Annotated in this window: 22 protein-coding genes; 10 read left to right on the top strand and 12 right to left on the bottom strand. The window is 63.4% G+C overall.

Annotated features, from left to right (window positions below):
- Positions 1 to 111 precede the first annotated feature (111 nt).
- The 8 genes from QRN22_RS00565 to QRN22_RS00530 all read right to left on the bottom strand — a co-directional run bounded on the left by QRN22_RS00565 (position 112) and on the right by QRN22_RS00530 (position 8,900).
- Positions 112 to 888: an ABC transporter ATP-binding protein gene (locus tag QRN22_RS00565; protein ID WP_042552792.1), complete on the bottom strand. Its 777-nt coding sequence runs from the start codon at positions 886 to 888 to the stop codon at positions 112 to 114.
- Positions 889 to 961: 73 nt separating this feature from the next.
- Positions 962 to 2,296 (bottom strand): ABC transporter substrate-binding protein, encoded by a 1,335-nt coding sequence (locus QRN22_RS00560; protein WP_042552791.1) that lies wholly within the window; start codon positions 2,294 to 2,296, stop codon positions 962 to 964.
- A gap of 77 nt (positions 2,297 to 2,373) precedes the next feature.
- Positions 2,374 to 3,714 (bottom strand): ABC transporter substrate-binding protein, encoded by a 1,341-nt coding sequence (locus QRN22_RS00555; RefSeq protein WP_042552790.1) that lies wholly within the window; start codon positions 3,712 to 3,714, stop codon positions 2,374 to 2,376.
- Positions 3,715 to 3,794: 80 nt separating this feature from the next.
- Positions 3,795 to 4,859, bottom strand: coding sequence for a branched-chain amino acid ABC transporter permease (locus tag QRN22_RS00550; protein ID WP_042552789.1), 1,065 nt, complete (start codon positions 4,857 to 4,859; stop codon positions 3,795 to 3,797).
- Positions 4,860 to 4,863: 4 nt separating this feature from the next.
- On the bottom strand, positions 4,864 to 5,745 hold the full coding sequence (locus QRN22_RS00545) for a branched-chain amino acid ABC transporter permease (RefSeq protein WP_042552788.1): 882 nt from the start codon (positions 5,743 to 5,745) through the stop codon (positions 4,864 to 4,866).
- On the bottom strand, positions 5,745 to 6,524 hold the full coding sequence (locus tag QRN22_RS00540) for an ABC transporter ATP-binding protein (protein ID WP_042552787.1): 780 nt from the start codon (positions 6,522 to 6,524) through the stop codon (positions 5,745 to 5,747). The genes QRN22_RS00545 and QRN22_RS00540 overlap by 1 nt, the downstream gene beginning before the upstream one ends.
- On the bottom strand, positions 6,521 to 7,480 hold the full coding sequence (locus QRN22_RS00535; protein WP_042552786.1) for an AMP-binding protein: 960 nt from the start codon (positions 7,478 to 7,480) through the stop codon (positions 6,521 to 6,523). The genes QRN22_RS00540 and QRN22_RS00535 overlap by 4 nt, the downstream gene beginning before the upstream one ends.
- Positions 7,481 to 7,496: 16 nt before the next feature.
- The gene (locus tag QRN22_RS00530; RefSeq protein ID WP_042552785.1) at positions 7,497 to 8,900 is read right to left on the bottom strand and encodes an LLM class flavin-dependent oxidoreductase; all 1,404 of its coding nucleotides are present in this window, start codon (positions 8,898 to 8,900) and stop codon (positions 7,497 to 7,499) included.
- A gap of 350 nt (positions 8,901 to 9,250) precedes the next feature.
- On the opposite strand from QRN22_RS00530, the gene minC reads away from it, so the two are divergent.
- From minC to QRN22_RS00505, 5 genes are all read left to right on the top strand, one after another.
- Positions 9,251 to 9,982, top strand: coding sequence for a septum site-determining protein MinC (gene minC, locus QRN22_RS00525; RefSeq protein WP_042552784.1), 732 nt, complete (start codon positions 9,251 to 9,253; stop codon positions 9,980 to 9,982).
- Positions 9,983 to 10,205: 223 nt separating this feature from the next.
- Positions 10,206 to 11,021 (top strand): septum site-determining protein MinD, encoded by an 816-nt coding sequence (gene minD / locus QRN22_RS00520; RefSeq protein ID WP_042552783.1) that lies wholly within the window; start codon positions 10,206 to 10,208, stop codon positions 11,019 to 11,021.
- Entirely contained in the window at positions 11,018 to 11,272 is a 255-nt protein-coding gene (gene minE, locus QRN22_RS00515) for a cell division topological specificity factor MinE (protein WP_042552782.1), read from the top strand. The genes minD and minE overlap by 4 nt, the downstream gene beginning before the upstream one ends.
- A gap of 185 nt (positions 11,273 to 11,457) precedes the next feature.
- Positions 11,458 to 12,093 carry an RluA family pseudouridine synthase gene (locus QRN22_RS00510; RefSeq protein WP_042552781.1) on the top strand — a complete coding sequence of 212 codons (636 nt, stop codon included), beginning with the start codon at positions 11,458 to 11,460 and terminating at the stop codon, positions 12,091 to 12,093.
- On the top strand, positions 12,093 to 12,665 hold the full coding sequence (locus QRN22_RS00505) for a class I SAM-dependent methyltransferase (RefSeq protein ID WP_197076965.1): 573 nt from the start codon (positions 12,093 to 12,095) through the stop codon (positions 12,663 to 12,665). The genes QRN22_RS00510 and QRN22_RS00505 overlap by 1 nt, the downstream gene beginning before the upstream one ends.
- Positions 12,666 to 12,745: 80 nt before the next feature.
- Here the strand turns inward: QRN22_RS00505 and QRN22_RS00500 are convergent, their stop codons facing one another.
- The 3 genes from QRN22_RS00500 to QRN22_RS00490 are packed head-to-tail and all read right to left on the bottom strand — an operon-like array spanning position 12,746 to position 16,995.
- Positions 12,746 to 13,645: a TauD/TfdA dioxygenase family protein gene (locus tag QRN22_RS00500; protein ID WP_042552779.1), complete on the bottom strand. Its 900-nt coding sequence runs from the start codon at positions 13,643 to 13,645 to the stop codon at positions 12,746 to 12,748.
- Positions 13,646 to 13,699: 54 nt separating this feature from the next.
- Positions 13,700 to 14,599 (bottom strand): TauD/TfdA dioxygenase family protein, encoded by a 900-nt coding sequence (locus QRN22_RS00495; RefSeq protein ID WP_042552778.1) that lies wholly within the window; start codon positions 14,597 to 14,599, stop codon positions 13,700 to 13,702.
- A 20-nt stretch (positions 14,600 to 14,619) separates the two neighbouring features.
- Positions 14,620 to 16,995, bottom strand: a complete 2,376-nt coding sequence (locus tag QRN22_RS00490) for a TonB-dependent receptor (protein WP_082045730.1) — start codon at positions 16,993 to 16,995, stop codon at positions 14,620 to 14,622.
- Between the two features lie 330 nt (positions 16,996 to 17,325).
- Here QRN22_RS00490 and QRN22_RS00485 point away from each other — a divergent pair, with 330 nt between their 5' ends.
- Positions 17,326 to 18,249 carry a LysR family transcriptional regulator gene (locus QRN22_RS00485; RefSeq protein ID WP_042552777.1) on the top strand — a complete coding sequence of 308 codons (924 nt, stop codon included), beginning with the start codon at positions 17,326 to 17,328 and terminating at the stop codon, positions 18,247 to 18,249.
- A 73-nt stretch (positions 18,250 to 18,322) separates the two neighbouring features.
- On the opposite strand, the gene QRN22_RS00480 is transcribed toward QRN22_RS00485, so the two are convergent.
- Positions 18,323 to 19,381 carry an ABC transporter substrate-binding protein gene (locus QRN22_RS00480; protein WP_042552776.1) on the bottom strand — a complete coding sequence of 353 codons (1,059 nt, stop codon included), beginning with the start codon at positions 19,379 to 19,381 and terminating at the stop codon, positions 18,323 to 18,325.
- Positions 19,382 to 19,762: 381 nt separating this feature from the next.
- Here QRN22_RS00480 and QRN22_RS00475 point away from each other — a divergent pair, with 381 nt between their 5' ends.
- The 4 genes from QRN22_RS00475 (at position 19,763) to QRN22_RS00460 (ending at position 26,607) form a co-directional block, all read left to right on the top strand.
- On the top strand, positions 19,763 to 21,913 hold the full coding sequence (locus tag QRN22_RS00475; RefSeq protein WP_042552775.1) for a TonB-dependent siderophore receptor: 2,151 nt from the start codon (positions 19,763 to 19,765) through the stop codon (positions 21,911 to 21,913).
- 198 nt (positions 21,914 to 22,111) lie between these two features.
- The gene (locus QRN22_RS00470; protein ID WP_042552774.1) at positions 22,112 to 22,945 is read left to right on the top strand and encodes an HAD family acid phosphatase; all 834 of its coding nucleotides are present in this window, start codon (positions 22,112 to 22,114) and stop codon (positions 22,943 to 22,945) included.
- Positions 22,946 to 23,491: 546 nt separating this feature from the next.
- Complete coding sequence (locus tag QRN22_RS00465) at positions 23,492 to 23,665, top strand: hypothetical protein (protein ID WP_156152666.1); 174 nt, start codon at positions 23,492 to 23,494, stop codon at positions 23,663 to 23,665.
- 26 nt (positions 23,666 to 23,691) lie between these two features.
- The gene (locus tag QRN22_RS00460) at positions 23,692 to 26,607 is read left to right on the top strand and encodes a ribonucleoside-diphosphate reductase subunit alpha (protein ID WP_042552773.1); all 2,916 of its coding nucleotides are present in this window, start codon (positions 23,692 to 23,694) and stop codon (positions 26,605 to 26,607) included.
- Positions 26,608 to 26,656: the final 49 nt, after the last annotated feature.

Raw genomic sequence — 26,656 nt, 5'->3', positions numbered from 1 at the left:
AAAAACCGCGACTTCTTGATTCGCCGCACCCTGACAATCTGTAGAAGCACTGTTGGCCAACCAACAGTGTCATCCCGGTCGGCTGCCCCGTAACCACCGGCTTGCACAGGGTCAGCCCGCCTTGCCGCCCAGATAAAAATGCTGAAGGTCATCGCGGCTGGCCAACTGCTCGGCATTGCCCTCACCCACCACACGACCGTTTTCCAGGATGTACCCGTAGCTGGCATGGCGCAGGGCGACGTTGATGTTCTGCTCGGCGACCAGAAAGCTGACGCCTTCGCGGGCATTGAGCTGGCTGACGATCTCGAAGATCTCCTCGACGATGATCGGCGCCAGCCCCATGGAAGGTTCATCGAGCAGCACCAGACTGGGTCTGGTCATCAATGCCCGGCCGATGGCGAGCATCTGCTGCTCGCCCCCCGACGTGAGCCCGGCCTGGGTCTTGCGCTTGGTCTTCAGGCGCGGAAACCAGGCATAGATGCGCTCCAGCTCCGCCTCCAGTTCCCAGCGTCCGGGATTACGCAGAAAGCCGCCGGTACGCAGGTTGTCCTCGATGCTCAGGTGAGCGAAGACATGGCGCCCTTCGAGCACATGAACCACTCCTTGGCGGGCCAGCATATTGGCCGCGATGCCGGCGGTGCTGCCACCGCGCAAACGGATGTTGCCGCGGCTGACCCGCGCCCGGTCGGCCTGGACCAGCCCGGAGATGGCCTTGAGCGTGGTGCTCTTGCCGGCCCCATTGGCCCCGAGCAATGCGACGATACCGCCCTGCTCGACACGCAGCGACACCCCATCGACGGCGAGGATGGCGCCGTCATAGATCACTTCGATATCGTCGACGACGAGCAATTCGCTCGACTGCGCGACGGGTCCACGTGCCTGGTTCATTGCCATTCCCCCGAGGCGCCGCAGCGCCTCCCTGTGATCAGGTTTCGCTGGCCGGGCGCCAGTTGCGCAAGCCTCATTGCTGCGCCGTGCAGTCGCGTGCGGTGACCTTCTTCTCCTGCGCGTATTCGGCCGCCTTGGCATCGATCAGCGGGCGCAGGATCTGACGGTCTGCCTGTACCCAGTCGGTCAGCAGGTTCCATTGCTTGCCATCCCACTGCTGCACCTTGGCCGCACCTCCCCCTTCATGGTCGCTGCACGACAGCTTGAGCGGCTGCATCAGGCCGAGAAAGCCTATCTCCTTGAGCCGCGCATCATCCAGGTCGAGGTGCTCCAGCCCCCAGCGACCTTCCTCGCCATTGAGCGGGCGCTTGCCGAACCTGGCCTGGCCGGTACGGATCGCTTCCACGGCGATGGCGGCATTCACCAGGCCGGAGTTGTAGTACACGCTGCCGAAGCTCTTCGGATCCTTGAGGTCGCTCTTGCCCTTGTCGAGGATGTGCTCCTTGATCCGCTGATGGATGTCGAACGTCGCACCGCCCGGATACGGGGTCAGCGCCAGATAGCCCTTGCCGGCTTCGCCCGCCGGCAAGACGTCTTCGTTGGAGCTGGCCCAGATGTCACCGACGATGCGCTCGACCGGAAAGCCGAAGCGCGCGGCAGTCTTGATCGCCACCGGTGTGGATACGCCCCAGGTGCGCAGGAATACCCAGTCCGGCTTGAGCTGACGCACCTGCCGCCACTGCGAAGCCTGCTCGTTACCCGGGTCGGCAACCGGAATCTGGATGTTCTCGAACCCGTACTTTTCCGCCAGCAGCTTGAGCGGCCCCTGGGTCTCCCGGCCATAGGCCGAGTCGTGGTAGACGGTCGCGATCTTCTTGCCCCTGAGCTTGTCCAGCCCACCCTCGCGTTCGGCGACGTAGTTGATGAACGCCGACGCCTCGCTGTAGAAGGTCAGCATCACCGGGAAGTTGTAGGGGAACACGCTGCCATCGGTGGCCTCGGTACGGCCGTAGCCGAGCGTGATCAGCGGAATCCTGTCGGCTTCCGCCTTGTCGGCCAGGGCATAGGCCGCGGGTGCACCATTGGGCTGGTAGACCGCCACGGGAGCACCGTTGAGACCATTCTTGAAGCGCTCGTAGCACTCGATGCCCTTCTCCGCCGTCCACTCGGTCTCGCACTCCTGCCAGACCAGCTTGACGCCGTTTATGCCACCTTCCACCTCGTTGATGTAGCGCAGGTAATCGATCATTCCGGCCCACACCGGAATACCGCTCGAGGCGTAGGCGCCCACCCGGTAGGTAGCCAGCGGGAAGAACTGCTCATCGGGCGCGGCCTGCGCGGGCACCGCCAGATGAACGCCGAGAATCAGCAGGGCCGAGGCCAGGGTACGCTGCAAGGAATGCTGCATGGGATTCACTTCCGTGGACGAAATTTGGGGGTTCGCCCTGTCCCGTTTTCGGGTCGAGGAACTCGCTTGTCGATGGATCACTGTTCGCTGCTGCAGTCCCGCGGGGTGATGCCCTTCTCCTGGGCATACGCGGCCGACTTGGCCTCGATCAGCGGGCGCAGGGTGTCGCGATCGGCCTGTAGCCAGTCGGTCACCAGCACCCACTTGTCACCGTCCCATTGCTGCACGCGCGCCGCACCACCGCCTTCATGGTCGGAGCAGGACAGTTTCAGGGGAGGTAGCAGCCCTTCGAAGCCGATGGCTTTCAGGCGTGCCGCGTCGATATCCAGGTGCTCGAAGGCCCAGCGCCCCTCTTCGCCATTGAGCGGGCGGTTGCCGAACTTCTTCTGCCCGGTGCGCAGTGCCTCCACGGCGATGGCCGCGTTGATCAGGCCAATGTTGTAATACACCTTGCCGAAGTAGCGCTGATCCTTGAGATCGCTCTTGCCGGTATCGAGGATGTGCTTGCTGAGGCGCTTGTGGATCTCGAACTGGTCCCCGCCGGGGAATGGCGCAAGGGCCCGATAGCCCTTGGCGGCCGGCCCGGCAGGAATCACGTCGGCCTCGGAACCGGCCCATACGTCACCGATGATGCGCTCGACCGGAATGCCGAAACGCGCGGCGGTCTTGATCCCTACCGGGGTAGACACGCCCCAGGTGCGCAGGAACACCCAGTCCGGCTTGATCTGCCTCACCTGACGCCATTGCGCGGACTGCTCGTTGCCAGGATCGGCGACCGGAATCTGAATGTTCTCGAAGCCATACTTCTCGGCCAGCAGCTTCATCGGCGCCTGAGTTTCCCGGCCATAGGCGGAGTCGTGATAGACGGTGGCGATCTTCTTGCCCTTGAGCTTGTCCAGCCCGCCCTCGCGCTCGGCGATGTAGTTGATGCCCACCGACGCCTGGCCGTAGTAGTTGAGCAACAGCGGGAAGGCATAGGGGAACACCCGACCGTCGGTGGACTCCGTGCGCCCACCGCCGCCGTCGATGAGCGGAATGCGGTCAGCCGCGGCCTTTTCCATCAGGGCATAGGAGCCAGGCGTGCTGTGGGTGAAGAAGAACGCCGTTGGCGCACCATCGAGGCCGCCCTTGTAACGCTCGTAGCACTCGACGATCCGGTCCACGCTCCACTCGGTCTCGCACTCCTGCCAGACCAGCTTGACGCCATTGACGCCACCTTCCACCTCGTTGATGTAACGGAAGTAGTCGATCTCGCCAGCCCACCAGGGAATGCCGCTGGAGGCATAGGCGCCGACCCGGTAGGTGGCCATGGGGATGAACTGTTCGTCGGCGGCCGCCTGAGCCAGCGTCGGCAGCCAGGCCTGGGCAGCCAGGGCGAAGGCAGCGCCCAGCAACGTGCGGTGCAGAGGTTTGCGCATGGTGCTCACTTTTCTTTTCTCGATAGTGGTGTCGGTTGCCCCTCCCGTGATCGGGTCAAGGTGTTGGCGATAAGACGGTTTCAGAAACGCAGCGGCCAGGTCCTGAGGCGCTCGCCGAGATTGCTCAGCAGGCGCACCAGGCCTTCAGGCTCCTTGATCAGGAACCAGATGATCAGTGCGCCGAAAAGAATCTTCTGCAGGTTCTGCAACTGCCCGGCATCGACGTGACCGCCGAACAACCATTGCCCGGTGTGGCTGAGCAGGATCGGGGTCAGGCTGATGAACGCCGCACCGATGAAGTTGCCCGCGATGCTGCCCATGCCACCGATGATGATGATGAACAGCAGCTGGAACGAGCGGTTGATATCGAAACTGCCGGCACTCGCGGTCCCCAGGTAGGCGAATGCCCAGAGTGCACCGGCGATGCCCAGGTAGAAGGAGCTGACGGCGAAGGCCAGACGCTTGTAGCGATTCACCGGAATACCGATCACCGAGGCGGCGGTGTCCATGTCGCGGATGGCCATCCAGTTGCGTCCCACCTGGCTGCGCACCAGATTCACCGCCACCCAGGTCAGCAGCACCACGCAGCTCAGGGTCAGCAGATAGCGACCGACCGGTGAGCCGAGGCTGTAGCCGAACAGCTCCAGGCGCGGTGCGCTGATGGTTCCCGAGGAGGCATAGTTGTAGAACCATGGGAACTTGGCGAACACCCACTCGATGAAGAACTGCGCAGCCAGCGTGGTGACCATCAGGTAAAAACCCTTGATCCGCGAACTGGGGATACCGAACACCAGCCCCACCACGCCGGCGATCAGGCCACCGCCCATCAGCGCCAGGGGCAACGGAATTCCCGGCACCCGCAGCAGCAGCCCGTAAGTGGCGAAGGCCCCCACGGCCATGAAGCCGGCCGCCCCTACCGAGGTCTGTCCGGTATAGCCGGTCAGCAGGTTCAGCCCCAGCCCGGCCAGTGACAGCACCAGAAAGGGAATCAGGATCGCGTTGAGCCAGTAGTCGCTGCCAGTCAGCGGTACGCCGATGAAGGCCAGCGCCAGCAGTGCCGTCAGAGCCAGCGGCCAGCGCCGTCGGGTCAGCGCCAGAGGTGCGTTGTCATAGGTCGCGGCCAGGGGGGAAGTGGTCAGGGTCATGGCATCAGACTCGTTCGATGGCGCGGTCGCCGAACAGGCCCGCAGGACGGATGTAGAGGAAGACCAGCGCGAGGAAATAGGCGAACCACGGTGTGATGCCACCACCGATCAACGGGCCGATGTAGGCCTCGGCGAGGTTCTCCGCGGCACCGACGATCAGCCCGCCGACGATGGCGCCACCAATCGAGGTGAAGCCGCCGATGATCAGCACCGGCAGTGCCTTGAGCACCACCAGCGACAGCGAGAACTGCACGCCCTGTCGAGCGCCCCAGAGCAGCCCGGCAACCAGCCCCACCACGCCGGCGACGGCCCAGACGATCTGCCAGATGCGGTTCAGGTTGATGCCGACCGACAATGCCGCACGGGTGTCATCGGCCACCGCACGCAGGGCGATGCCGATGCGGGTCTTGTTGAACAGCAGGGCCAGTACCGCGACCAGCGCCACGGATACCCCGGCAGCGATCAGGTCGAACTGACTGATCATGATCTCGCCGAGGAACAGCGGCACATCCTCGATCCCCAGATCCAGCGCCCGCACCTGGGCGCCCATCAGCCCCTGGGCCAGCCCCTCGATCACGAACGACAGGCCCAGCGTCGCCATGAACAGCGTGATCTGCGAGCGATTGACCAACGGCCGCAGCACCAGCCGCTCGATCAGCAGCGCGGCGATGATCATCACGACCACCGTGAGCGCCAGTGCCACGATGAAGGGCAGGCCCTGATCGTGCAGGCTGACGAAGGTCAGCGCGGCGAACAGCAGCATGGCGCCCTGGGCGAAGTTGAACACGCCACTGGCCTTGTAGATCAGCACGAAGCCGATGGCCACCAGGGAGTACATGGTGCCGGCCAGCAGCCCGCCGATCAGGGTTTCCAGAAAGAAGCTCATCAGTGGGTCACTCCCAGGTATGCCGCGATCACCTCCGGGTTGGCCTGCACCTCGGCCGGCGTGCCGTCGCCGACCTTGCGGCCGTAGTCCAGCACCACCACATGGGTGGACAAGCCCATGACCACCTTGATGTCGTGTTCGATGAGAATCACCGTGGTGCCCAGGTCACGATTGATGTCGGCGATGAAGCGACTCATTTCCTGTTTCTCCTGCGCATTCATCCCGGCCATGGGCTCGTCGAGCAGCAACAGGGTGGGCTGGGCGATCAATGCCCGGCCGAGCTCGACACGCTTCTGCAAGCCGTAAGCCAGGCTGCCTACGGCGACATCACGCCAGGGCTGCAGCTCGAGAAACTCGAGAATGCTTTCCGCCCGCTGGTCGAACTCGCGAGCTTCGCGACGCGCTCGGGGCAGCGTCAGGGCCTGCTCGAGGAAAAAGCTGCGCTGGAAACGCGACAGGCCGGTCAGCAGGTTGTCGCGCACACTCATCTTCTTGAACAGCGCGTTGTTCTGAAAGGTGCGGCCAATGCCCAGTCGCGCAGCGCCGAGCGGCTGGATACGCCCCAGGCGCTCGGCGTTGAACAGCAGTTCTCCGGCGTCCGCCCGATAGACTCCATTGAGAATGTTCAGCAGTGAGCTCTTGCCGGCCCCATTGGGGCCAATCAGCGCGCAGATCTCGCCACGCCGTACGCGGAACGACAGATTGGAGATCGCCTTGACCCCCTGGAATGACAGGGAGACATTGCGTACATCGAGAATGGCCGAGCAAGCGCTGCTCATGCGGCACGCTCCAGGTATTCACGGATCCACAGCGCAGCCGGGGCATCGTTGGGCAGCCCCGGGGCACCCTGAACGATGCGTTGCAAGCGCTGAAAGCCAAGCAACTGGCGCACACGTGTCTTGATCCAGCGCCGCACACCACGGCGTGGATCGTGCAGCGTCCAGTCGCACAGGCGCCGGCGCCAGCTGCCGACGGGCGCCAGGCGAGCCTCGATCTCCACGGCCAGGGTCCGCAGACGTGGCGGCGACAGCAACAGGGTCTGCGGGGCGATCTCGCGACGATCCCGGGCTGCCGACTCGCTGCTCTCCGGGAAGGCCAGCCCCTGCCCGCCTTGCAGCCAGTGCAGTAGCAACAGATGCAGCCCGTCGCCCCACTCGCTGCCCTCGTCACACCACAGTGCCGCTTCGCGGTCTGCCTGGCGCCAGCTCAAGCGGTCCTGCGAGGGTTGGCCTTCGATCAGTTCCGCCAGCGCCACCACCTGCAAGACGCCTTTGCTCACGCTCACCGGCTGAGCGCAGAACAGCATCAGTGGACGGCGCTCGTCGGCCAGGGCTTCGAGCCAGGCAGCCGCCTGATCACGCCGTTGCACGAAGGCGAAACCCGCCCTGCCCGCCAGCAACTGACGACGCAGCGTCTCGCCACGGCTGTATCGGGAAATCAGCTGGACATGCCCGCCGAGCCTCTTCGCCGCCAGGGCCAGTAACAGCAGGGTCGGCTCATAAGCGCCGCTGAGCGCCAGCCGTGATCCCGCCGTGAAGCCCTGCTGAGTCAGCAAGGCCGCCTTGCGCTCCACCTCACGTGACACATCGATCCAGCGCCAGGCCTTCCATTGGCCCCGGCGTCGATGACGCAGGGCGATGCCCAGCGGCTGCTGCGCCGCCCAGCGCTGCACCAGGGCAAGGGCCTCGTCGGGCACCTGATCGACAGGCACGGGGTTCAGTTGGTGTACGCTCATGTGCACTCCTCGCCGATCAGGCCGATGCCGCCTTGGCGGTACGCGCAGACAGCGCCTGCAGGTCCCGATAGGCAGCGGCCGGGTGGCTTTCCGGCAGGCGCGGCCCCTCGCCGAAGAGTTTTTCCCGCAGGGTGCCCGGCGCGTACTCGGTCTTGTAGACGCCACGCTTCTGCAGCTCCGGGACCAGCCACTCGACCACATCGCTGAACGTCTCGTGGGCCAGCGCATAGGCGAAGTTGAAACCGTCCACGTCGGTTTCCTCGACCCAGGCTTGCAGTTCATCGGCCACGGTTTGCGCACTGCCGACGATGAGAGGCCCGAAACCGCCGATTCCGACCCAGTCGGCCAGTTCCTGTACCGTCCACTGCTTGCCCGGGTCCGCGGTGGAGAACGTCTCCACCGCGGACTGGATGGCGTTGGTATGAATATGCTTGAGCACCTGATCGGGTCGGTACTGGGCGAAGTCGATTCCGGTCCAGCCCGAGATCAGCGCCAGGGCACCCTCGTAGCTGCTGTAGCTCTTGAGCTCCTGCCATTTGGCTTTGGCCTTGGCGTCGGTCTCGTCGACGATCACCGTCTGCAGGTTGAAGATCAGCACCTTGCGCGGATCACGTCCGGCTTCCGCAGCGCGGCGACGAATATCGGCCACGGTCTTCTTCAGCGTCACCTTGGACGGCGCCGCGACGAACACGCACTCGGCATGGCCCGCCGCGAACGCCTTGCCGCGGTTCGACGCCCCAGCCTGATAGAGCAGCGGCGTGCGCTGTGGCGAGGGCTCGCACAGATGAATGCCAGGCACCTGAAAATGCTTGCCGTGGTGGCCGATCTCATGAATCTTGCTCGGGTCGCTGAAAATGCCGCGCGCCCGGTCCCGCACCACGGCATCCTCCTCCCAGCTGCCTTCGAACAGTTTGTAGAGCACCTCCAGGTACTCCTCGGCATAGTCGTAACGCGCATCGTGGTCGCTCAGGGCCTTCTGCCCGAGATTGCGCGCCCCGCTGTCCAGATAGGAAGTGACGATGTTCCAGCCGATGCGCCCCTTGGTCAGATGATCGAGAGTCGACAGACGTCGGGCGAACGGGTACGGATGTTCGAAGGTCAACGAGGCGGTGAGACCGAAGCCCAGGTGCTCGGTGACCAGCGCCATTGGCGTGATCAGCGCCAGCGGGTCGTTGACCGGCACCTGGGTGGCCTGACGAATGGCGGCGTCGCCGTTGCCACCCAATACGTCATAGATGCCGATCACGTCGGCGATGAAGATGCCATCGAACTTGCCGCGCTCCAGCAGCTTGGCCAGATCGGTCCAGTAGGACAGATCCTTGTACTGCCAGGCGCGATCGCGAGGGTGAGCCCACAGCCCGGGCGACTGGTGACCGACACAGTTCATTTCGAACGCGTTCAAACGAATTTCTCGTGGCATGGATCCTCCGGTACGCAGTGATTCGCGGCGCCTCGGCGCAGCCTCTACAGCCTCTGAATCACAAACCATGCCATTCGATAAATCTTTAACAATCAATGACTTGAAACACCATCGAGCGATCGCCCCTGTACCGCGCCATGCAGGCTGCTGATCAGCTGTTCGTTGGAGAACAGTTGCACCGCCCTGCCCTGCGAGCCCTTGGCGCGGTACCCTGCAAGCTCAGGAACAGCGCTGCACGACCCTGGGCTCAGGCCGCACCGGTGGCGACACCCGAGGCTTTTTACGCTTGAGCCCGGCAGCCGTTCTCGTTATAAGTCCCGCTACTTTTCCAAGGCCGTATCAGGCAGACCATGAGCCAAGCTGATCTCCTCGACCAAGACCCCGTGTTCCAGCTCAAAGGCAGCATGCTGGCCATCACCGTGATGGAACTGGCGCACAACGACCTCGCCCGCCTCGACCTGCAACTGGCGGAAAAAGTCGCCCAGGCCCCGAACTTCTTCAGCAATACCCCGCTGGTGCTGGCTCTCGACAAATTGCCCAGGGATGAAGGCACCCTCGATCTCGGCGAATTGATGACCCTGTGCCGCAAGCACGGCCTGCGCACCCTGGCCGTGCGCGCCAGCCGCGAAGAGGACATCGCCGCCGCCAATGCGCTGGATCTGCCCGTGCTGCCACCCTCCGGCGCCCGCGAGCGGGTCATCGACCCTGCACCGAAGCCCGTCGAGCCGCCCAAGCCTGTCGAGCCGGAAGTCAAGCCGACCCGCGTGGTCACCACACCGGTGCGCGGCGGCCAGCAGATCTATGCCCAGGGCTGCGATCTGGTGGTGCTGGCCCCGGTCAGTGCCGGCGCGGAACTTCTCGCAGATGGCAACATCCATGTTTACGCCCCGATGCGCGGCCGGGCTCTGGCCGGGGTCAAGGGCAATCGTCAGGCGCGGATTTTCTGTCAGCAGATGGGTGCCGAACTGCTCTCCATCGCCGGCCAGTACAAGGTCGCCGAGGACCTGCGCCGTGACCCGAACTGGGGGCGTGCAGTACAGGTCGGCCTGTCGGGGGATGTGTTGAACATAACCCGTCTTTAACGGATACTGCCGCCACTTTTAACGGACACAAAGGGCACCTGGAAGCCTTCAGGCGGACTGTCAAAACAATCACCAGCACATGGCCATTTGGCATCGTTCGGCGCCTGAAGCAAACCGCTTTTCCTGCCGACCGAGCCGCACCAGAGCCCGCTACCGATTTTTTCGACAGACCGCCAGTCGCTGGCAGGTTCCTGCTTTTTATTCATTTTTGGGGTGAATCACCTTGGCCAAGATCCTCGTAGTCACATCCGGCAAAGGTGGCGTCGGTAAAACCACCACCAGCGCTGCCATCGGTACCGGCCTCGCCCTGCGCGGCCACAAGACCGTCATCGTCGACTTCGACGTCGGCCTGCGTAACCTCGACCTGATCATGGGCTGCGAACGCCGCGTGGTGTATGACTTCGTCAACGTCGTCAATGGCGAAGCCACCCTCACCCAGGCCCTGATCAAGGACAAGCGCCTCGAGAACCTCTACGTGCTGGCCGCCAGCCAGACCCGTGACAAGGACGCCCTGACTCAGGAAGGCGTCGAGAAGGTCATCAACGAACTGCGCGAAAACTTCGAATACGTGGTCTGCGACTCGCCGGCCGGTATCGAGAAAGGCGCTCACCTGGCCATGTACTTCGCTGACGAAGCCATCGTGGTGACCAACCCGGAAGTGTCCTCGGTACGTGACTCCGACCGCATGCTGGGCCTGCTGGCCAGCAAATCCCGTCGCGCCGAACAGGGCGGTGACCCGATCAAGGAACACCTGCTGCTGACCCGCTACAACCCGGAGCGCGTGACCCGTGGGGAAATGCTCGGCGTGGAAGACGTCGAGGAAATCCTCGCCATCCGCCTGCTCGGCGTGATTCCGGAGTCCCAGGCCGTGCTCAAGGCGTCCAACCAGGGCGTGCCGGTCATTCTCGATGACCAGAGCGATGCCGGCCAGGCTTACAGCGATGCCGTGGATCGTCTGCTCGGCAAGGAAGTGGCACACCGTTTCCTTGATGTGAAGAAGCAGGGCTTCCTGCAACGTCTATTTGGAGGTCGCGAATGAATATTTTTGACTTCTTGCGTTCGCGCAAGAAGGAAGCCACTGCCTCCATCGCCAAAGAGCGCCTGCAGATCATCGTTGCCCACGAACGTGGCCAGCGCACTCAACCGGACTACCTGCCTGCCCTGCAGCAGGAACTGGTCGAAGTGATCCGCAAGTACGTTGCCATCGACTCCGATCAGGTTCAGGTCGCACTGGAAAATCAGGGCAGCTGTTCGATTCTGGAATTGAACATTACCCTCCCTGATCGTTGATCCGCATACCGTAGGGTGGGTTAGCAGCGCCTGGTAGTGATCGTCACTTCACAACCAGAGTCAGTGCGCTGCGTAACCCACCAAGCGATGCCGGAGACGGCATCGCCCATATGCGTTAAACAGCTTCACGAATGGCGGCCTCGATGGCCGCTTTTCGTTTTTACCGCCCAACCGAAAGAACGCCCATGCCGCTCAGCCAAATCGAAATCGTCCATCAGGATGCTGCTCTGCTGGTGATCAACAAGCCCACCCTGCTGCTCTCGGTGCCCGGCCGCGCCGAAGACAACAAGGATTGCCTGGTCACCCGCCTGCAGGAAAACGGCTACCCCGAAGCGCGCATCGTGCACCGCCTCGACTGGGAAACCTCCGGCCTGATCGTCCTCGCCCGAGATGCCGACAGCCACCGCGAGCTGTCCCGACAGTTCCACGACCGCGAAACGGAAAAAGCCTACACCGCCCTCTGCTGGGGCTCGCCGGACGGCGAAAGCGGCAGCATCGACCTGCCACTGCGCTATGACCCGCCGACCAAGCCGCGCCACGTGGTCGACCACGAACAGGGCAAGCACGCCCTGACCTTCTGGCGCGTACTCGAGCGCCATGCCGAGCACAGCCGCGTCGAACTGACTCCGATCACCGGCCGCTCACATCAGTTGCGCGTACACATGCTGTCCATCGGTCATCCGCTGCTCGGTGACGGTCTCTACGCCCACGAGCAGGCCCTGGCCGCCTACCCGCGCCTGTGCCTGCACGCCAGCATGCTCAGCCTGACCCACCCGCAGAGCGGCGAACGCCTGCGCTTCGAGTGCCCGGCGCCGTTCTGATGAACGCCCGACGCTTCTACGAAAACACCCGCAATACGCCAGCGCTGCCATCGCTGCTCCTGGCCCTGGATCACTGGCGCGATGCTCCCGGCCAAGCCATCGACCTGGGCTGCGGCGCTGGCCGCGACACGCTGGAGCTGCTGCGTCGCGGCTGGCAGGTACAGGCCATCGACGCAGAACCGCTGGCATTCGAGTACCTGAACGCGCTGGTGCCACTGGAACATCAGGCCGCGCTGCAGACCCGCTGCAGTACATTCCAGAGCGTCGAGCTGATGCCAGCCGAGCTGATCAACGCCAGCTTCTCACTGCCTTTTTGCCCACCGGGAGCGTTCCCGGAACTGTGGCAGCGTATCGAGCGAGCCCTCGAGCCAGGTGGCCTGTTCGCTGGCCACTTCTTCGGTGAGCGCGACGACTGGGCAACGGACGGCCTGACTATCCATACCCGCCACGAAGTCGAAGACCTGTTCACAGGCTGGCAGATCATCGACCTGCAGGAAATCGACCGCCAGGGCCAGACCGCCGTCGGCAGCAGCAAGCACTGGCACCTGTTCGCGGTGGTGGCCAGGCGCTGATTGCGCTCGTAAATCCGCTCCTGGGCATCACTGTGCTCGACGCCAGATTACGCCTGACGTCCCGGGCAACGTGCCGCCGTTCAGAACGGTCGGCTTCCCGCCAGGCTGATGCGTTGCAGGCGCCTGCGCTGCTCGGCAGGGAATGCGTTGCGTGCATGCAGGGTGGCCTGGTTGTCCCAATAGACGATATCGCCCACGCTCCAGCGATGGCTGTAAGACAGTTCAGGCCTGGCCAGGTGCTCGCGCAGTCGCGCGATCAGTGCCTGGCCACGCTCGGGTGCCACGCCAACCAGCTCCACCTCCGTACGCGCACCGAGATAGAGCAGGCGCTTGCCGCTCTCGGGGTGGGTGCGCACCAGAGGGTGCTCGGTGCCCTGGATCGGTTCGATGTCCGGCGTGCGGTAGGCAATCGACCCCATGCGGCCATAGTCACCGTTGCGGATGCGCACGAATGGGTTGTAGTTGATGAGCCGCAATCCCTCGATCTCGGCCTTGGTCTGCTCGTCCAGCGTGCTGTAGGCCAGGGCCAGGTTGGTCCATACCGTTTCTCCGCCGTGCTGCGGCACCTCCTGGGCATACAGCAACGAGCCGCTCGAGGGCGTGGGCGTCCAGTGATGATCCGAGTGGGCCGACAGCTCGCTATGGCCGAGTTCGCCGTCGTCGGTGTTGGCTACCTTGACGATATCCGGTGCCTTGCCGTCCGCGCCCGACGACAGCACCAGAAAGTCCGGATGGGGCTGGAATACCGAACCGAACCAGGAAGTGAAACGCAGGAACTGCGCCTCATCGAGCTGCTGGTCGCGGAAGATCAGAATGTGGTGGTCACGTAGCGCCTGCTTGAGTTGCAGGATCTGCGCCGGGCTCGGTGACTGCCGTGCATCGAGGCCATGGACGATCGCGCCCAGCGGAGCCTGCTGGGGCTCGATGCGAAAGTCATCATGGCTCGCTGTCTGCTGCAGCGGGTGGGCGGTCTGGGTCATGGTGGTGCGCCTCGTGAAGATGGGTTGCCCTGCCACCTCGGTGGCAGGCGCGGATCAGGATTTGCTGATGGTTCTGCTGCGCTGGCCGCTGATGCTCACCGGCACGTCACCGGCCAGCGTTACGCGGCGCACCACGCGAGGCTGGTCACCGTAGTCGTTGACGGCATAGTGCTGGGTCGCGCGGTTGTCCCAGATGGCGACGTCACCCGCGCGCCAGCGCCAGCGAACGGTGTTTTCCAGGCGTGTCACGTAGCCCTGAAACACCTCGAACAGACGCTGCGAATCGCTCTGCGAGAGCCCCTTGATCCGCTTGACGAAATGACCGAGCAGCAAGCTGCGCTCACCGCTTTCAGGGTGCACGCGTACCAGCGGGTGCTCGGTCTCGTAGACCGTGGAGGCGAAGACCTTGCGGTACTGCTCCAGGCGCACCGGGTCGGCATCCGGGCGTTTCGCCGCATAGTCGAAATCGTTGCTGTGCACTGCCCACAGCGTGTCGGCCAGCACGCGCAGCGCCTCGGGAAGATCCTCGTAGGCGGCACTGGTATTGGCCCATACGGTATCGCCACCGGCAGCCGGCACTACCACCGCGCGCAGGATCGAAGCCTTGGGGTAGGCATCGACAAAGGTCACATCGGTGTGCCAGGTGTTGGCTCTGGTGCCGTGGGCGCTATCGAGTTCCAGCAGGTAGCGGCTGCCGTCACGCACCGGCACGGTGGGATGGGCGACAGGCTCGCCAATGCGCTTGGCGAACGCTTCCTGCTCGGCGTCATCCAGCGCCTGATCGCGGAAAAACAGCACCTTGTGGCGCAGCAGCGCTCGTTCGATGGCCGCCACGTTGGCTTCGTCGAGGTTCGCGGACAACTGCACTCCACGCACTTCGGCGCCGATGCGGCCAGCGACGGGAAACAGATCCAGCTCTGCAGGCGGGGTTGATACGGCGACAGCTTGAGTCATGACGTGCTCCTTGAGGGCGCTTAGAAGTCGTAACGCAGGGTCAGGCCTGCCGTACGTGGCTGGCCGACCGACGCGGTGTAGGAACCGTTGGTGAAGGCGAATGCGGTGAGGTAGTAGTCCTGATCCGTGACGTTGCGCATCCACAGCGAGGTATCGAGTTCGCCGTCGCCCAGGTCGACACGCACCCCAGCGGAGAGATTGAGCAGGCCGTAACCGTCGATCGTCGACAGATCGGAGTTGTCCAGGGTGCCTTCGGCCTCGGAGCGGTAGGCGTAACCGGCGGTCACGTATGGCCGCAGGCCGCTGTCCAGCTGCCAGAGATACTCACCATTGAGGTTGCCGATCCAGCGTGAAGCGCCAACCACCCGTTCGCCGGTGAGGTCGCAGACCGCTGCAGCGTTGACCGTGCTGACTTCGCCTGGGCAGGGCGCATTCTTGAAGCTCAGGTAGGTGACGTCGTTGAACGAACCGTTGAAGTTCAGGGTAAGCCCCCGAATCGGCCGATAGCTGGTTTCCAATTCCAGACCACGCGAGCGCACACTGCCGGCGTTGGCCATAACCGAGGTGGCCGTCAGCGAGCCCGGCGGCGTGGTCAGCGTGGTGGCCTGGTAGCCATGAATGCCCGTCCAGAACAGGTTGGCATTGAACTGCAGGCGGCCGCCGAGCAGCGTGCTCTTGAAGCCAAGTTCGGCATCGTTGGCGCGTTCCGGCCCGACCACCAGGGAATCACTGCCAAGGCCCGCCTGGGGTGCGACCAGATTGACCCCGCCGGATTTTTCGCCATGGGCCAGCGAGGCATAAGCGAGCAGGTTGTCGCTGGCCCGGTAGCTGAGGCTGATCAGGCCAGACGGCGCCGCGTTGTGCAGGCCGAACTCACCGGTATCCAGCCCGCCCATCTGGCGCTGGCGAATGGCATCCACGGCCGGCGCCAGGTTGGCGCCGCCCTGCGGGGCGAAGCGGTGCAGGCGCGCTTGCTTCTCTTCGTAGGTACCGCGTACACCGATGGTCAGATCCAGACGCTCGGTCAGGTGCCAGTTGCCCTGAGCGAACAGCGCGAAGCTGTCGGTGACGATCTTGCCGTTGGTCTGCGTGGTGACATCGTTGAACACCCCACGATTGACGCCCGTCAGGAACAGGTCGGCCTGCGGACCGTAACGTTGCACCGTCTTGTTACCCAGGTTCTGGCGGAACATATAAGCGCCAAGCACGTAGTCGAAGCGTTCGCCAGTCGGCGAGGCCAAGCGGATTTCCTGAGAGAACTGCCGGTCATGCACCTCCACTCCGCCATGGCGAATCGCGGATTGATCGGTGAGGTCGGTGTCGTTGAGCGGGCTGAAATGCCAGTAGCGGTAGCCGCTGATGGAGGTCAGCGTATAGCCGCCGTCGAGCTGCCAGTTGGCCTCCAGCGAGGTGCCGCCCTGCCAGACGTTGACCGCCTGATCGGAATCGATATTCACCTCGCGCTTCTTGATGTCGTACTGCGGGTTGGCGCCGATCAGCGCAGCGCGCTCGCGGAAACGGTCGGACACCCCGTACAGCGCCCACACGCCATTGGTGGATTTTTCCTGGTTGTAATCGGTGATCCAGCGCAGGCTGAAATCCTCGTTCGGCTCGAACAGCAGCTGTCCGCGCAGGCCTTCCCGCTCGCCCCCCAGAAAGGTGCGGCTGTCATGCTGGTTGTCGATGTAGCCGTCTTCTCGAGTACGGTAGAACGACAGCCGCCCGGCCAGGGTATCGGTGAGGCCACCGGAGACGCTGCCCTTGCCCTGGAAGTAGCCGCGTTCGCCACCCGAGATTTCGAAGCTGCGCTCCGGCGTGAACGTCGGTTTGCGGGTCGTGATGTTGATCACTCCCGCCGTGGTGTTCTTGCCGAACAGCGTACCCTGCGGCCCGCGCAGCAACTCCAGTTGCTCGACGTCGAGCAGGTCGAACACCGCCATGCCGGGGCGACCCAGGTAGATGTTGTCCAGATAGATGCCGGCGCTGCCCTCGAGCCCGTCACTGGCCGGGTTGTTGCCGATGCCGCGTACCGCGACGCTGGACTGGCGGGCGTGGATGTAGGCGACGTTGACGCTGGGCAGTACCTGCTGCAGTTCCTGCACGCGATAGACCTTCTGCGACTCCAGCATGGCGCCGCTGAGCGTGGTGATCGGCGTGGGTACGTCCTGAGCGTCCTCTTCGCGACGGCGCGCCGTGACCGTCACCTTCTGCAGGGCGGCATCATCCTGCGCAACGCTGGCTTGCGCCGCGGCGCTCTGCGCATGCAGCGGGCCGCTGGCGGCCAACCCGGCCACGGTCAGAAACAGAGTCAGGGCGTAATCGGCAGAGGCGATGCGTGGCACGATGGCCGTGCGCCCGGCAAGGCGGCGCCGGATGAAGGGTGGTGTCGAACTCATCAATCGTGATCCTTGATCATGGCGCGCGGAAAGCAGGCCGCACGAAGCCGTGCCACATGAATGCGTGGCCCTATGGAAAGGCAGGTTCTAAGGGAGGTGACGGGTGAACCCGATCAACCAGGGCGACAACGCCACGCAGGGGCCGGGCTCGAGGCCGAGACATCGACATTCATGGGCAGATCCTTGCACTCGCTCAGCAGGCTAATATTCAATCTAGTTCTATTTAAATAATAAAATTGCGTTTGACGGAATAAGAGTCTGCATTTAAAACCACCGGCCATGGCACTCGCAAATGCTTAAAACCTATTTTTCAAATGCCGGGAATGCATCATGGATCTGCGCCAGCTTCGCTACTTCATCGCCCTGACAGAGCACCGCAGTTTCGTTCGCGCAGCGGAAGCCATGAGCATCACGCAACCGGCCTTCAGCCGCAGCATTCAAGGGCTGGAACACGAGTTCGGCTGCCAGCTGGTGGATCGCGGCAGCAAGGACCTGCGGCCAACTCCCGAGGGTCAGGTGGTGCTGCAGCATGCCCTCGCCCTGGTGCAGGGTGCGAGCAACCTCGCCAACGAAGTCAGCCAGATGAGCAAGCTCGATGCCGGTGAACTGCACTTCGGCTCGGGCCCGGTGCCTGCGGCAAAACTGGTGCCCGACAGCCTGATGCAGTTCATGGCTCGCTATCCGGGCATTCGCCCGCGGCTACTGGTCAATAACTGGGAAAGCCTGGGGCGCAGCCTGAGCCGCAACGAGATCGAATTCTTCATCGCCGACATCCGCCCGTTTCACGCCGATCCGAACTTCCAGGCCTACGCCCTCACGCCTCGCCCGACGGTGTTCTTCTGCCGGGCCACGCACCCGCTGGTAGCCAAGGAAAGCCTGTCGACCAACGACCTGTTCGAGTACCCGCTGGCAGCCGTGCGCATCCCCATGGGCACGCGCAAGGCCTTGGCCAACCTGAGCGGCAAGGCCAGCTTCGAACAGCACATCGAGTGTGAGCATTTCCCGCTGCTGGAGCAGATAGTGCGCAACACCGACGCCATTGGCGTCGGCCCGCTGGAGGCGCTGCACGAGAGCCTGGCGCGCGGCGAACTGGTGCGCCTGGCGTTGCGCAACCTGCCACAGAGCATGACGCTGCAAGCTCATTGCGGCATCGTCACGCGTACGGGGTACCGACTCTCGCCGGCGGCACGGGCAATGATCGACCTGATCAAACAGTGCGATCAGGACCTGGCCGCAGCGGCAGCAGCGGCCTGAGCGTCAGGGCAGCAGAAGGAACGCCTGCAAGCCGCCCTTCAGGCTGAGCAACGGACGGGCGAGAGGATCGCGTTCAGCGACGGGCGGCGACCGCAGGTGCCGCGTTCAGCGCCGTGTCCAGGAAGCGTGGGTCGGCCCACTCGGCGACCTTGAAACCCTTGCGGATCAGACGCTGCTCGACAGCCAGATCGACCCCGGCCTGCAACCTGGCCAGGAATTCGGCATCCAGGCGCGGGTCGAACATCCGCTGCACGTCGCTGGCGTCGAGATCGCTCTGCAGCAGGGTGCGCGGGTAACCGGACAAATCGGCGACCAGCTCCACGTAAGCCTGCTTGTTGGCCTCATCACGCAGCCATCGCACCGCCTGCTGCTGGGCCTCGATCAGGCGCTGGACGACTTCAGGGTGGCGATCGACGAAGCCACCGGCGCCTACCAGCATCGCCTGCACACTGCCGGCACCGCCCAGATCGTCGGTGCTCAAAGGCAGCTCGGCCAGGCCACGCTGCTGCAGAGAGATCAGATTGGCGCCGCCCCAGGTAGCGTCGATCTGCTTGGCCGCCAAGGCGGCCGACGACGCATTGCCGTCCAGGTTGATCACCTGCAGGTCACGCTCGCGCAGGCCCTGACTGGCCAGTGCCTGAGCGAAGGACAACTGGTAGGCCGTACCCCGGAAGATCGCCACTCGTTTGCCGCGCAGATCGGCCAGGCTCTTCACCGCAGAACCAGGCACCACGCCCAGATACAGGCGAATATCGCGGGCGGTCGCACTCAGTAGCCGGGTATCGAGCCCACTGGCCTTGCCAACGATGGATGCCATGTCGCCCAGATACGCTAGGTCCACCTGGCCGTTGGCCAGTGCCTCGTTGACCACTGGCCCGGCGCCCTTGAAGAAACTCCACTGTATGGAAATGCCATCCGCCGCGAACTCTTTCTCCAGAACCTGCTGACTGCGCAGCACATCGACGATGCCACCGCCACTGTGCTTGCCACTGGCGCTGAGATCCGGAACAGCGATGCGGATCTCCTTGAGCGGCGGTTCCGCCATCACCGCCGTGCAGGCAGTCAGAGCCAGCAGCCCGGTAAATAGGGACGCAAGTACCCTGCGCAAACCAGTATCGAACCTGTGTTTCATGTTATGACGCTCCTGAACCATCGAGACCGCGACCGCCCGAGGCCACGGCTACAGCCATGAAGGCACAGGCTCCTATGCTTGCTTAAATAATAAAAAAGCAGCCGTTATGAACATTGGGAAATAAGCCACCAACGATGGGCCATCCGCCGCAGATACCTTGCGCGCATAAAAAATATGATGCGAAGGCATTGGCCAATGCCTTGGCATCCATGTGCAATGGCCGGCTAACTCCCCTCGCCCGGCCTTTCGATTCGCGAACGTGGCAAGTGCTCGGCCGATAAGCGACAATGCCGCCCCGCCAAGCGATGGCCGCCCTGTGCCGACAAAAATCGCCCGCGTACCGGATAGCCAATCGCCGACCTCCGCACCCAAGGAACTTGCATGGCCCTGCCTCGCCCGCGTTTTGCCCCGACCCTGCTCGCCATTGCGCTGAGCCCGACGCTGTCATGGGCTGCCGACTCGGTGGTCGCCCTCGACGCCACCACCATCGAAGATCAGGCCGGTGACAGCTATCAAGCACGCGGCGCCACGGTCGGAGGCTTCACGGAGACGCCGCTGCTCGATACCCCCGCATCGGTTTCGGTGGTCACCCGGCAGTTGCTCGACGACCAGCAGGCGCGCCTGCTCAGCGATGTGCTGAAGAACGATGCGTCGGTGGGCGAAGCCTATGCCCCGATCGGTTACTACGAGAACTTCGTGGTGCGCGGTTTCTCGCTGAATGCCGCCAACAGCTACCGGGTCAATGGTCGCAGCGTGGTCGGCGAACAGAACGTGGCACTGGAGAACAAGCAGCAGGTCGAGCTGCTCAAGGGGTTGTCCGGCCTGCAGAGCGGCGTGGTCGAGCCCGGCGGGCTGGTCAACTACGTGACCAAGCGTACCGAGCAAGTGCGCTCGCTGAGCGTGGCCAGCAATCAGGATGGCGAGCGCTATATCGCCGCCGACCTCGGTCACTGGTTTGGCAACGAGCAGGAGCTGGGCTTGCGCCTCAATCTGGCCCACGAGGACATTCGCTCCTTCGTCGAGCATGCCGACGGCAAGCGCGACTTCATCTCCCTGGCGCTGGACTGGAACCTGTCGCCCAACGCCACGCTGCAACTCGACGCCGAATACCAGACCCGCGAGCAGCGCTCGGTCGCCGGGTATCAATTGCTTAGCGGCACTCAGGTGCCGAGCGGCGTCGACCCGGATAAACGCCTGGGCCATCAGAGCTGGTCGAAGCCGGTAGGTATCGACTCACTGAACCTGGGCGGGCGTTTCGAATACCGTTTCGACGACAACTGGAAAGCCGCCATCGATGCCTCGCGCAGCCAGGTGGTGATAGACGACTACAGCAGCTTTCCGTATGGCTGCAGCCCGGACTCCGGGTGCAGCGACTGGCTTGCACACTTCAGCCCGGAAGGCGGCTACGACATCTACGACTACCGCAGCCCGGACGACACCCGCCGCCATGACGAACTGCAGGCCACGCTATCGGGCGCCTTCACTACGGGCACGATCGGCCACGAGCTGACCGTAGGCAGCAGTGCACTGCGTCGCACGGTGGATCGGCGCAGTTCGGTAAACGTGCCAATCGGCACCGGCAACATCAATGAAGACGTTGCCGACTTCGCCCCGACCGACGTCCCGCTCAACCCCAAGAATCGCCGACTCGACAGCCGCCAGTACGGCCTGTTCTTCAGCGACCGCATCAGCTTCGACGAGCACTGGCAGGTGCTGCTCGGCGGGCGTCAGGTGCGTCTGGACGAAGAAGCCTTCACCAGCAGCGGCATCAGTGACCGCCGCACCCGGCGCAGCGAATTGCTGCCCAATGCCGCGCTGCTCTACAAGCCGCAGGCCGACACCACCTTGTATGTGAGCTACAGCAAGGGCCTGTCCCTGGGCGGCGAAGCGCCGTGGTTCACCACCAACAATGGCGAAATTCTCGCGCCGACCATTTCCCGCCAGCTGGAAGCAGGCTTCAAGCGTGACTGGCAGGGCCTGAGCCTGGGCGCAGCGCTGTTCCGTATCGACCAGGCGCTGCAATACAGCCGCCCCAACGACGATGGCACCCTGACCTACGTGCAACAGGGCAAGCAGCGCAATATCGGCCTGGAGCTCTCCGCCAGCGGACAGGCCGCCCGCGATCTGCAACTGTCGGCCAGCGCTGCGGTGATTCGCGCCCGAGCGATCGACAGCGGCACCGAAGCCTATGAAGGCCATCAGGCGGTCAACGTACCGCGCGTGCGCGCCAGCCTGTCGGCCGATTACCGGATCCCCGGCGTCCAGGGCCTGTCGCTGCTCGGCGGCCTGCAGTACAGCGGCAGCAAGTACGCCAACCCGAGCGGCACGGTGAAGGTCGCCGACTACACGGTATTCAACCTCGGCAGCCGTTACACCACGCGTATAGAAGGCTATGAAACGGTATTGCGCCTGACCGTCGACAACCTGTTCGACAAACGCTACTGGCGCGACACCGGCGCCTACCAGGGCGATGGCTACCTGTTCCCGGGCGACCCGCGCACCGCACGCCTGTCCGCCACCGTGAGTTTCTGACGCAACGTTTAACCTGTGGGAACGGGCCATGCCCGTGATTTCGCGGGCGTGGCCCGCTCCCACAATGAACAGCTGCGAGCCGTAGGGTGGGCTTCAGCCCACCAATATGGCGCGCAACGCGCAAATGTGGCCGTCCGCTACCGACGTTTTGCGGCCGTTTCATCTGAACCAGTGTCGGAAACACAAGGAGCATCCCAAATGCGTGGCACGCCATCGTTATTGACCTTCTGCTTGCTGGCAAGCCTGCTGACTGGCTGCCAGCAAACACCCAAACCGCATGATCAGCTCGACGCGGTACTGTGGACGCAAACCTCCATCGAGCACGAGCTGCTCTATCGCCAGGTCTACGCCGCCGCGACCCGTCAGTTGCAACCTGCGCTGGCCGATCCGCACTGGGATGCCCTGGCACAACCGCCGCGCAACCTGGCGGGCCTGCCGCCCGCGCTGATCGTCGATATCGACGAAACGCTGCTCGACAACACGCCCGTGAATGCCAAGTCGGTAGTCGATGGCGGCCCTTATGACTACGCCGAATGGTATCGCTGGGTGGCCAAGGCCGAAGCCCGCGCCCTGCCCGGCTCGGTAGCCTTCCTGCAGGCGGCTGCCAAGCTTGGCATCAGCGCCTATTACCTGACCAATCGCGAGCCCGGCCAGGAAGCCGACACCCTGCGCAACTTGCGCCAGGCGGGTTTCCCCATCGTGGACGAAGGGCAAATCCTCACTGCGGGAACCGCCATCGGCGGTTGCCAGAGCGCCGGGTCGGACAAGACCTGTCGCCGCCAGTGGGTCGGCGAGCGCGCTCGGGTTCTGCTGCTGGTGGGCGACAGCTACGGCGACTTCATCGCCACGCCCAATCGCCTGGGCGAGCAACGCCAGAGCGTAGCGCCCTATCAGGCCTGGTTCGGCCAGCGCTGGTTCCTGTTGCCCAACCCAACCTATGGTGGCTGGTACACCGCACCCTATGGAGATCGCGATGAACTGCCGGACGCGCAGAAACGCGCCCTGAAGCACAGGGCGCTGATCCTGCCCTGAAACCGATCGGATCCATGCATACCGTCGGCGGGGCGCGTGCCGAAGGCGAGCTGCCGCGCATTTGCATATTGCAGGCCAACGTTCACGAATAAACCCTACATATTGTGTTTATGTGACGAAGTGAATTTCCCTCGCCGGCCCCGGAAAAAAAACTGCCTGCGGCAATCGGGCCGCCAACTCTGCCATCGCCAGTATTCATGGGCTTTTGCGCCACTTACCCCGCATTAACCCACAGATTTATCCACAGGCCTTAGGGGTTGCCTTAGCTCCCCCATCGCACTATCTTGTATCCCCAGCTCGCCAAACACCTACATGTTGGGTTTTTGGCCAAAATGGACCCAAGCATAGATGCCCTGAAAAAGTCCATGCCCAGAGTCGTTTCGGTGCACTGAACGGTCACCGGCCATCGCACTCCGGCAAGCAGATACACAGCGTCACCGAACGACCCAGGTCGGTCGGCCCATACAGAACACCGCTCGCCACGCTTGCACCGGCAACACTACATCTAGTGACCGCGCGCAGCAGGAAGCACAGGTTAAGCCAGGGATGAAGCGTTCCGGCATCGAAACAGTACCGACTGCCGCTGTGCATGAAGCCAGCCAGTCCATCAACGCCTTTTTGCAACACCCTGCTGCCAGCCTTGTGCAGGCCTCAGGCTTTGTCGATTGGAATGAAAGCCAGGTACCACGTAACGATCAGCGGCAGAACGCTCACCTCTGAAAATTTCATTGATCATGGAGACCTTCATGCATACCGACACCACCCGCGAGAACCCTCAGGCCCAGGCGCCTCAGGGTGAAGACGCCAACCAGGCACTGGCTGCGACCGCACCAGGCCAACTGCGTGTGATCAAGCGTAACGGCACCGTCGTGCCGTACACCGGTGACAAGATCACCGTCGCCATCACCAAGGCGTTTCTCGCAGTGGAAGGTGGCAATGCCGCCGCCTCCTCGCGTATCCATGACACCGTTGCCCGTCTGACCGAGCAGGTCACCGCGACCTTCAAGCGTCGCATGCCGTCGGGCGGCACCATCCACATCGAAGAGATCCAGGATCAGGTCGAACTGGCCCTGATGCGCTCCGGCGAACAGAAAGTTGCCCGCGACTACGTGATCTACCGCGAAGGCCAGGCCAACAAGCGCAAGACCACCGACGCCGCCGATGGCATCGCTCAGCCGCACCCGAGCATCCGCGTGACCCTGGCTGACGGCAGCCTGGCACCGCTGGACATGGGTCGCCTCAACACCATCGTCACCGAAGCCTGTGAAGGCCTGCTGGAAGTCGACGGCGCGCTGATCCAGAAAGAAACCCTGAAGAACCTGTACGACGGCGTTGCCCAGAAAGACGTCAACACCGCGCTGGTGATGACCTCCCGCACCCTGGTCGAGCGTGAGCCGAACTACAGCTACGTCACCGCCCGCCTGCTGATGGACAACATCCGCGCCGAAGGCCTGAGCTTCCTCAACGTCGCCGCCAGCGCCACTCACCACGAGATGGCCGAGCTGTACGCCAAGGCCCTGCCCGCCTACGTCGAAGCTGGCGTCGAGTTCGAACTGCTCGATCCGAAACTGAAAACCTACGACCTGGAAAAACTGGGCAAGGCGATCAACCACGAGCGTGACCAGCAGTTCACCTACCTGGGCCTGCAGACCCTGTACGACCGTTACTTCATCCACAAGGACGGCATCCGTTTCGAACTGCCCCAGGTGTTCTTCATGCGCGTGGCCATGGGCCTGGCCATCGAAGAGCCGAAGAACCGCGAAGACCGCGCCATCGAGTTCTACAACCTGCTGTCGTCGTTCGACTACATGGCCTCCACGCCGACCCTGTTCAACGCCGGCACCCTGCGTCCGCAGCTGTCCAGCTGCTACCTGACCACCGTGCCTGACGACCTGGGCGGCATCTACGATGCCATCCGCGACAACGCCCTGCTGAGCAAATTCGCCGGCGGCCTGGGCAACGACTGGACTCCGGTTCGCTCGCTGGGCGCCTACATCAAGGGCACCAACGGCAAATCCCAGGGCGTCGTGCCGTTCCTCAAAGTGGTCAACGACACCGCCGTGGCGGTCAACCAGGGCGGCAAGCGCAAAGGCGCCGTGTGTGCCTACCTGGAAACCTGGCACATGGACATCGAAGAGTTCATCGAGCTGCGCAAGAACACCGGTGATGACCGTCGCCGTACCCACGACATGAACACCGCCAACTGGATCCCGGATCTGTTCATGAAGCGCGTCTTCGACGACGGCCAGTGGACCCTGTTCTCGCCAAGCGAAGTGCCGGATCTGCACGACCTGACCGGCAAGGCCTTCGAAGAGCGCTACGAGTACTACGAAGCCCTGACCGAGTACCCGGGCAAGATCAAACTGTTCAAGACCATCCAGGCCAAAGACCTGTGGCGCAAAATGCTCTCGATGCTGTTCGAGACCGGCCACCCGTGGCTGACCTTCAAGGACCCATGCAACCTGCGCAGCCCGCAGCAGCACGTGGGCGTGGTACACAGCTCCAACCTGTGCACCGAGATCACCCTGAACACCAACAAGGACGAGATCGCCGTCTGCAACCTGGGCTCGATCAACCTGCCGAACCACATCACTGACGGCAAGCTGGACACCGCCAAGCTGGCGCGCACCGTGAAGACCGCCGTGCGCATGCTCGATAACGTCATCGACATCAACTACTACTCGGTGCCGCAAGCGCGCAACTCCAACTTCAAGCACCGTCCGGTCGGTCTCGGCATCATGGGCTTCCAGGACGCGCTGTACCTGCAGCACATCCCGTACGGCTCCGACGCCGCCGTCGACTTCGCCGACAAGTCCATGGAAGCGGTCAGCTACTACGCCATCCAGGCTTCCTGTGACCTGGCCGACGAGCGTGGCGCCTACGAAACCTTCCAGGGTTCGCTGTGGAGCAAGGGCGTTCTGCCGCTGGATTCCCAGCAGATCCTCATCGAGGCCCGTGGCCAGAAGTACATCGACGTCGACCTGAACGAAACCCTGGACTGGGCACCGGTGCGTGCTCGCGTGCAGAAAGGCATTCGTAACTCGAACATCATGGCCATCGCGCCGACCGCGACCATCGCCAACATCACCGGCGTATCGCAGTCCATCGAGCCGACTTACCAGAACCTGTACGTGAAATCGAACCTGTCGGGCGAATTCACCGTGATCAACCCCTACCTGGTTCGCGACCTCAAGGCGCGCGGCCTTTGGGACTCGGTCATGATCAACGACCTCAAGTACTACGACGGCTCCGTGCAGCAGATCGAGCGTATCCCGCAAGAACTGAAAGACCTGTACGCCACCGCCTTCGAAGTCGACACCAAGTGGATCGTCGATGCCGCCAGCCGTCGCCAGAAGTGGATCGACCAGGCGCAATCGCTCAACCTGTACATCGCTGGCGCCTCGGGCAAGAAGCTCGACGTGACCTACCGCATGGCCTGGTACCGTGGTCTGAAAACCACCTACTACCTCCGTGCCCTGGCCGCGACCAGCACCGAGAAATCGACCATCAACACCGGCAAGCTCAACGCCGTGTCCAGTGGTGGCGACCAGGGCCTCAGCGCAGCACCTGCTGCCGCGCCGGCCACCCAGGCCTCCCCTGGCCCGGCTCCGGTTCCGAAGGCGTGCGCCATCGACGAGCCGGATTGCGAAGCCTGCCAGTAAGAGGTTGTTCAAGGCCTTGCGAGCTAGAGCGATACAAGGCAAAAACAAG

This window comes from Pseudomonas sp. MEJ086, from assembly GCF_030209025.1.
In the GTDB taxonomy this organism is placed as follows: domain Bacteria; phylum Pseudomonadota; class Gammaproteobacteria; order Pseudomonadales; family Pseudomonadaceae; genus Aquipseudomonas; species Aquipseudomonas fulva_A.
Note: the sequence above shows the minus strand (reverse complement) of the source record. Positions and strands in the feature narration are given on the sequence as shown.

Coding starts and splice junctions, on each gene's coding strand:
- QRN22_RS00565 (WP_042552792.1), bottom strand. CDS start 888: ATGAACCAGGCACGTGGACCCGTCGCGCAGTCGAGCGAATTGCTCGTC.
- QRN22_RS00560 (WP_042552791.1), bottom strand. CDS start 2,296: ATGCAGCATTCCTTGCAGCGTACCCTGGCCTCGGCCCTGCTGATTCTC.
- QRN22_RS00555 (WP_042552790.1), bottom strand. CDS start 3,714: ATGCGCAAACCTCTGCACCGCACGTTGCTGGGCGCTGCCTTCGCCCTG.
- QRN22_RS00550 (WP_042552789.1), bottom strand. CDS start 4,859: ATGACCCTGACCACTTCCCCCCTGGCCGCGACCTATGACAACGCACCT.
- QRN22_RS00545 (WP_042552788.1), bottom strand. CDS start 5,745: ATGAGCTTCTTTCTGGAAACCCTGATCGGCGGGCTGCTGGCCGGCACC.
- QRN22_RS00540 (WP_042552787.1), bottom strand. CDS start 6,524: ATGAGCAGCGCTTGCTCGGCCATTCTCGATGTACGCAATGTCTCCCTG.
- QRN22_RS00535 (WP_042552786.1), bottom strand. CDS start 7,480: ATGAGCGTACACCAACTGAACCCCGTGCCTGTCGATCAGGTGCCCGAC.
- QRN22_RS00530 (WP_042552785.1), bottom strand. CDS start 8,900: ATGCCACGAGAAATTCGTTTGAACGCGTTCGAAATGAACTGTGTCGGT.
- minC (WP_042552784.1), top strand. CDS start 9,251: ATGAGCCAAGCTGATCTCCTCGACCAAGACCCCGTGTTCCAGCTCAAA.
- minE (WP_042552782.1), top strand. CDS start 11,018: ATGAATATTTTTGACTTCTTGCGTTCGCGCAAGAAGGAAGCCACTGCC.
- QRN22_RS00510 (WP_042552781.1), top strand. CDS start 11,458: ATGCCGCTCAGCCAAATCGAAATCGTCCATCAGGATGCTGCTCTGCTG.
- QRN22_RS00505 (WP_197076965.1), top strand. CDS start 12,093: ATGAACGCCCGACGCTTCTACGAAAACACCCGCAATACGCCAGCGCTG.
- QRN22_RS00500 (WP_042552779.1), bottom strand. CDS start 13,645: ATGACCCAGACCGCCCACCCGCTGCAGCAGACAGCGAGCCATGATGAC.
- QRN22_RS00495 (WP_042552778.1), bottom strand. CDS start 14,599: ATGACTCAAGCTGTCGCCGTATCAACCCCGCCTGCAGAGCTGGATCTG.
- QRN22_RS00490 (WP_082045730.1), bottom strand. CDS start 16,995: ATGAGTTCGACACCACCCTTCATCCGGCGCCGCCTTGCCGGGCGCACG.
- QRN22_RS00485 (WP_042552777.1), top strand. CDS start 17,326: ATGGATCTGCGCCAGCTTCGCTACTTCATCGCCCTGACAGAGCACCGC.
- QRN22_RS00480 (WP_042552776.1), bottom strand. CDS start 19,381: ATGAAACACAGGTTCGATACTGGTTTGCGCAGGGTACTTGCGTCCCTA.
- QRN22_RS00475 (WP_042552775.1), top strand. CDS start 19,763: ATGGCCCTGCCTCGCCCGCGTTTTGCCCCGACCCTGCTCGCCATTGCG.
- QRN22_RS00470 (WP_042552774.1), top strand. CDS start 22,112: ATGCGTGGCACGCCATCGTTATTGACCTTCTGCTTGCTGGCAAGCCTG.
- QRN22_RS00465 (WP_156152666.1), top strand. CDS start 23,492: ATGAAGCGTTCCGGCATCGAAACAGTACCGACTGCCGCTGTGCATGAA.
- QRN22_RS00460 (WP_042552773.1), top strand. CDS start 23,692: ATGCATACCGACACCACCCGCGAGAACCCTCAGGCCCAGGCGCCTCAG.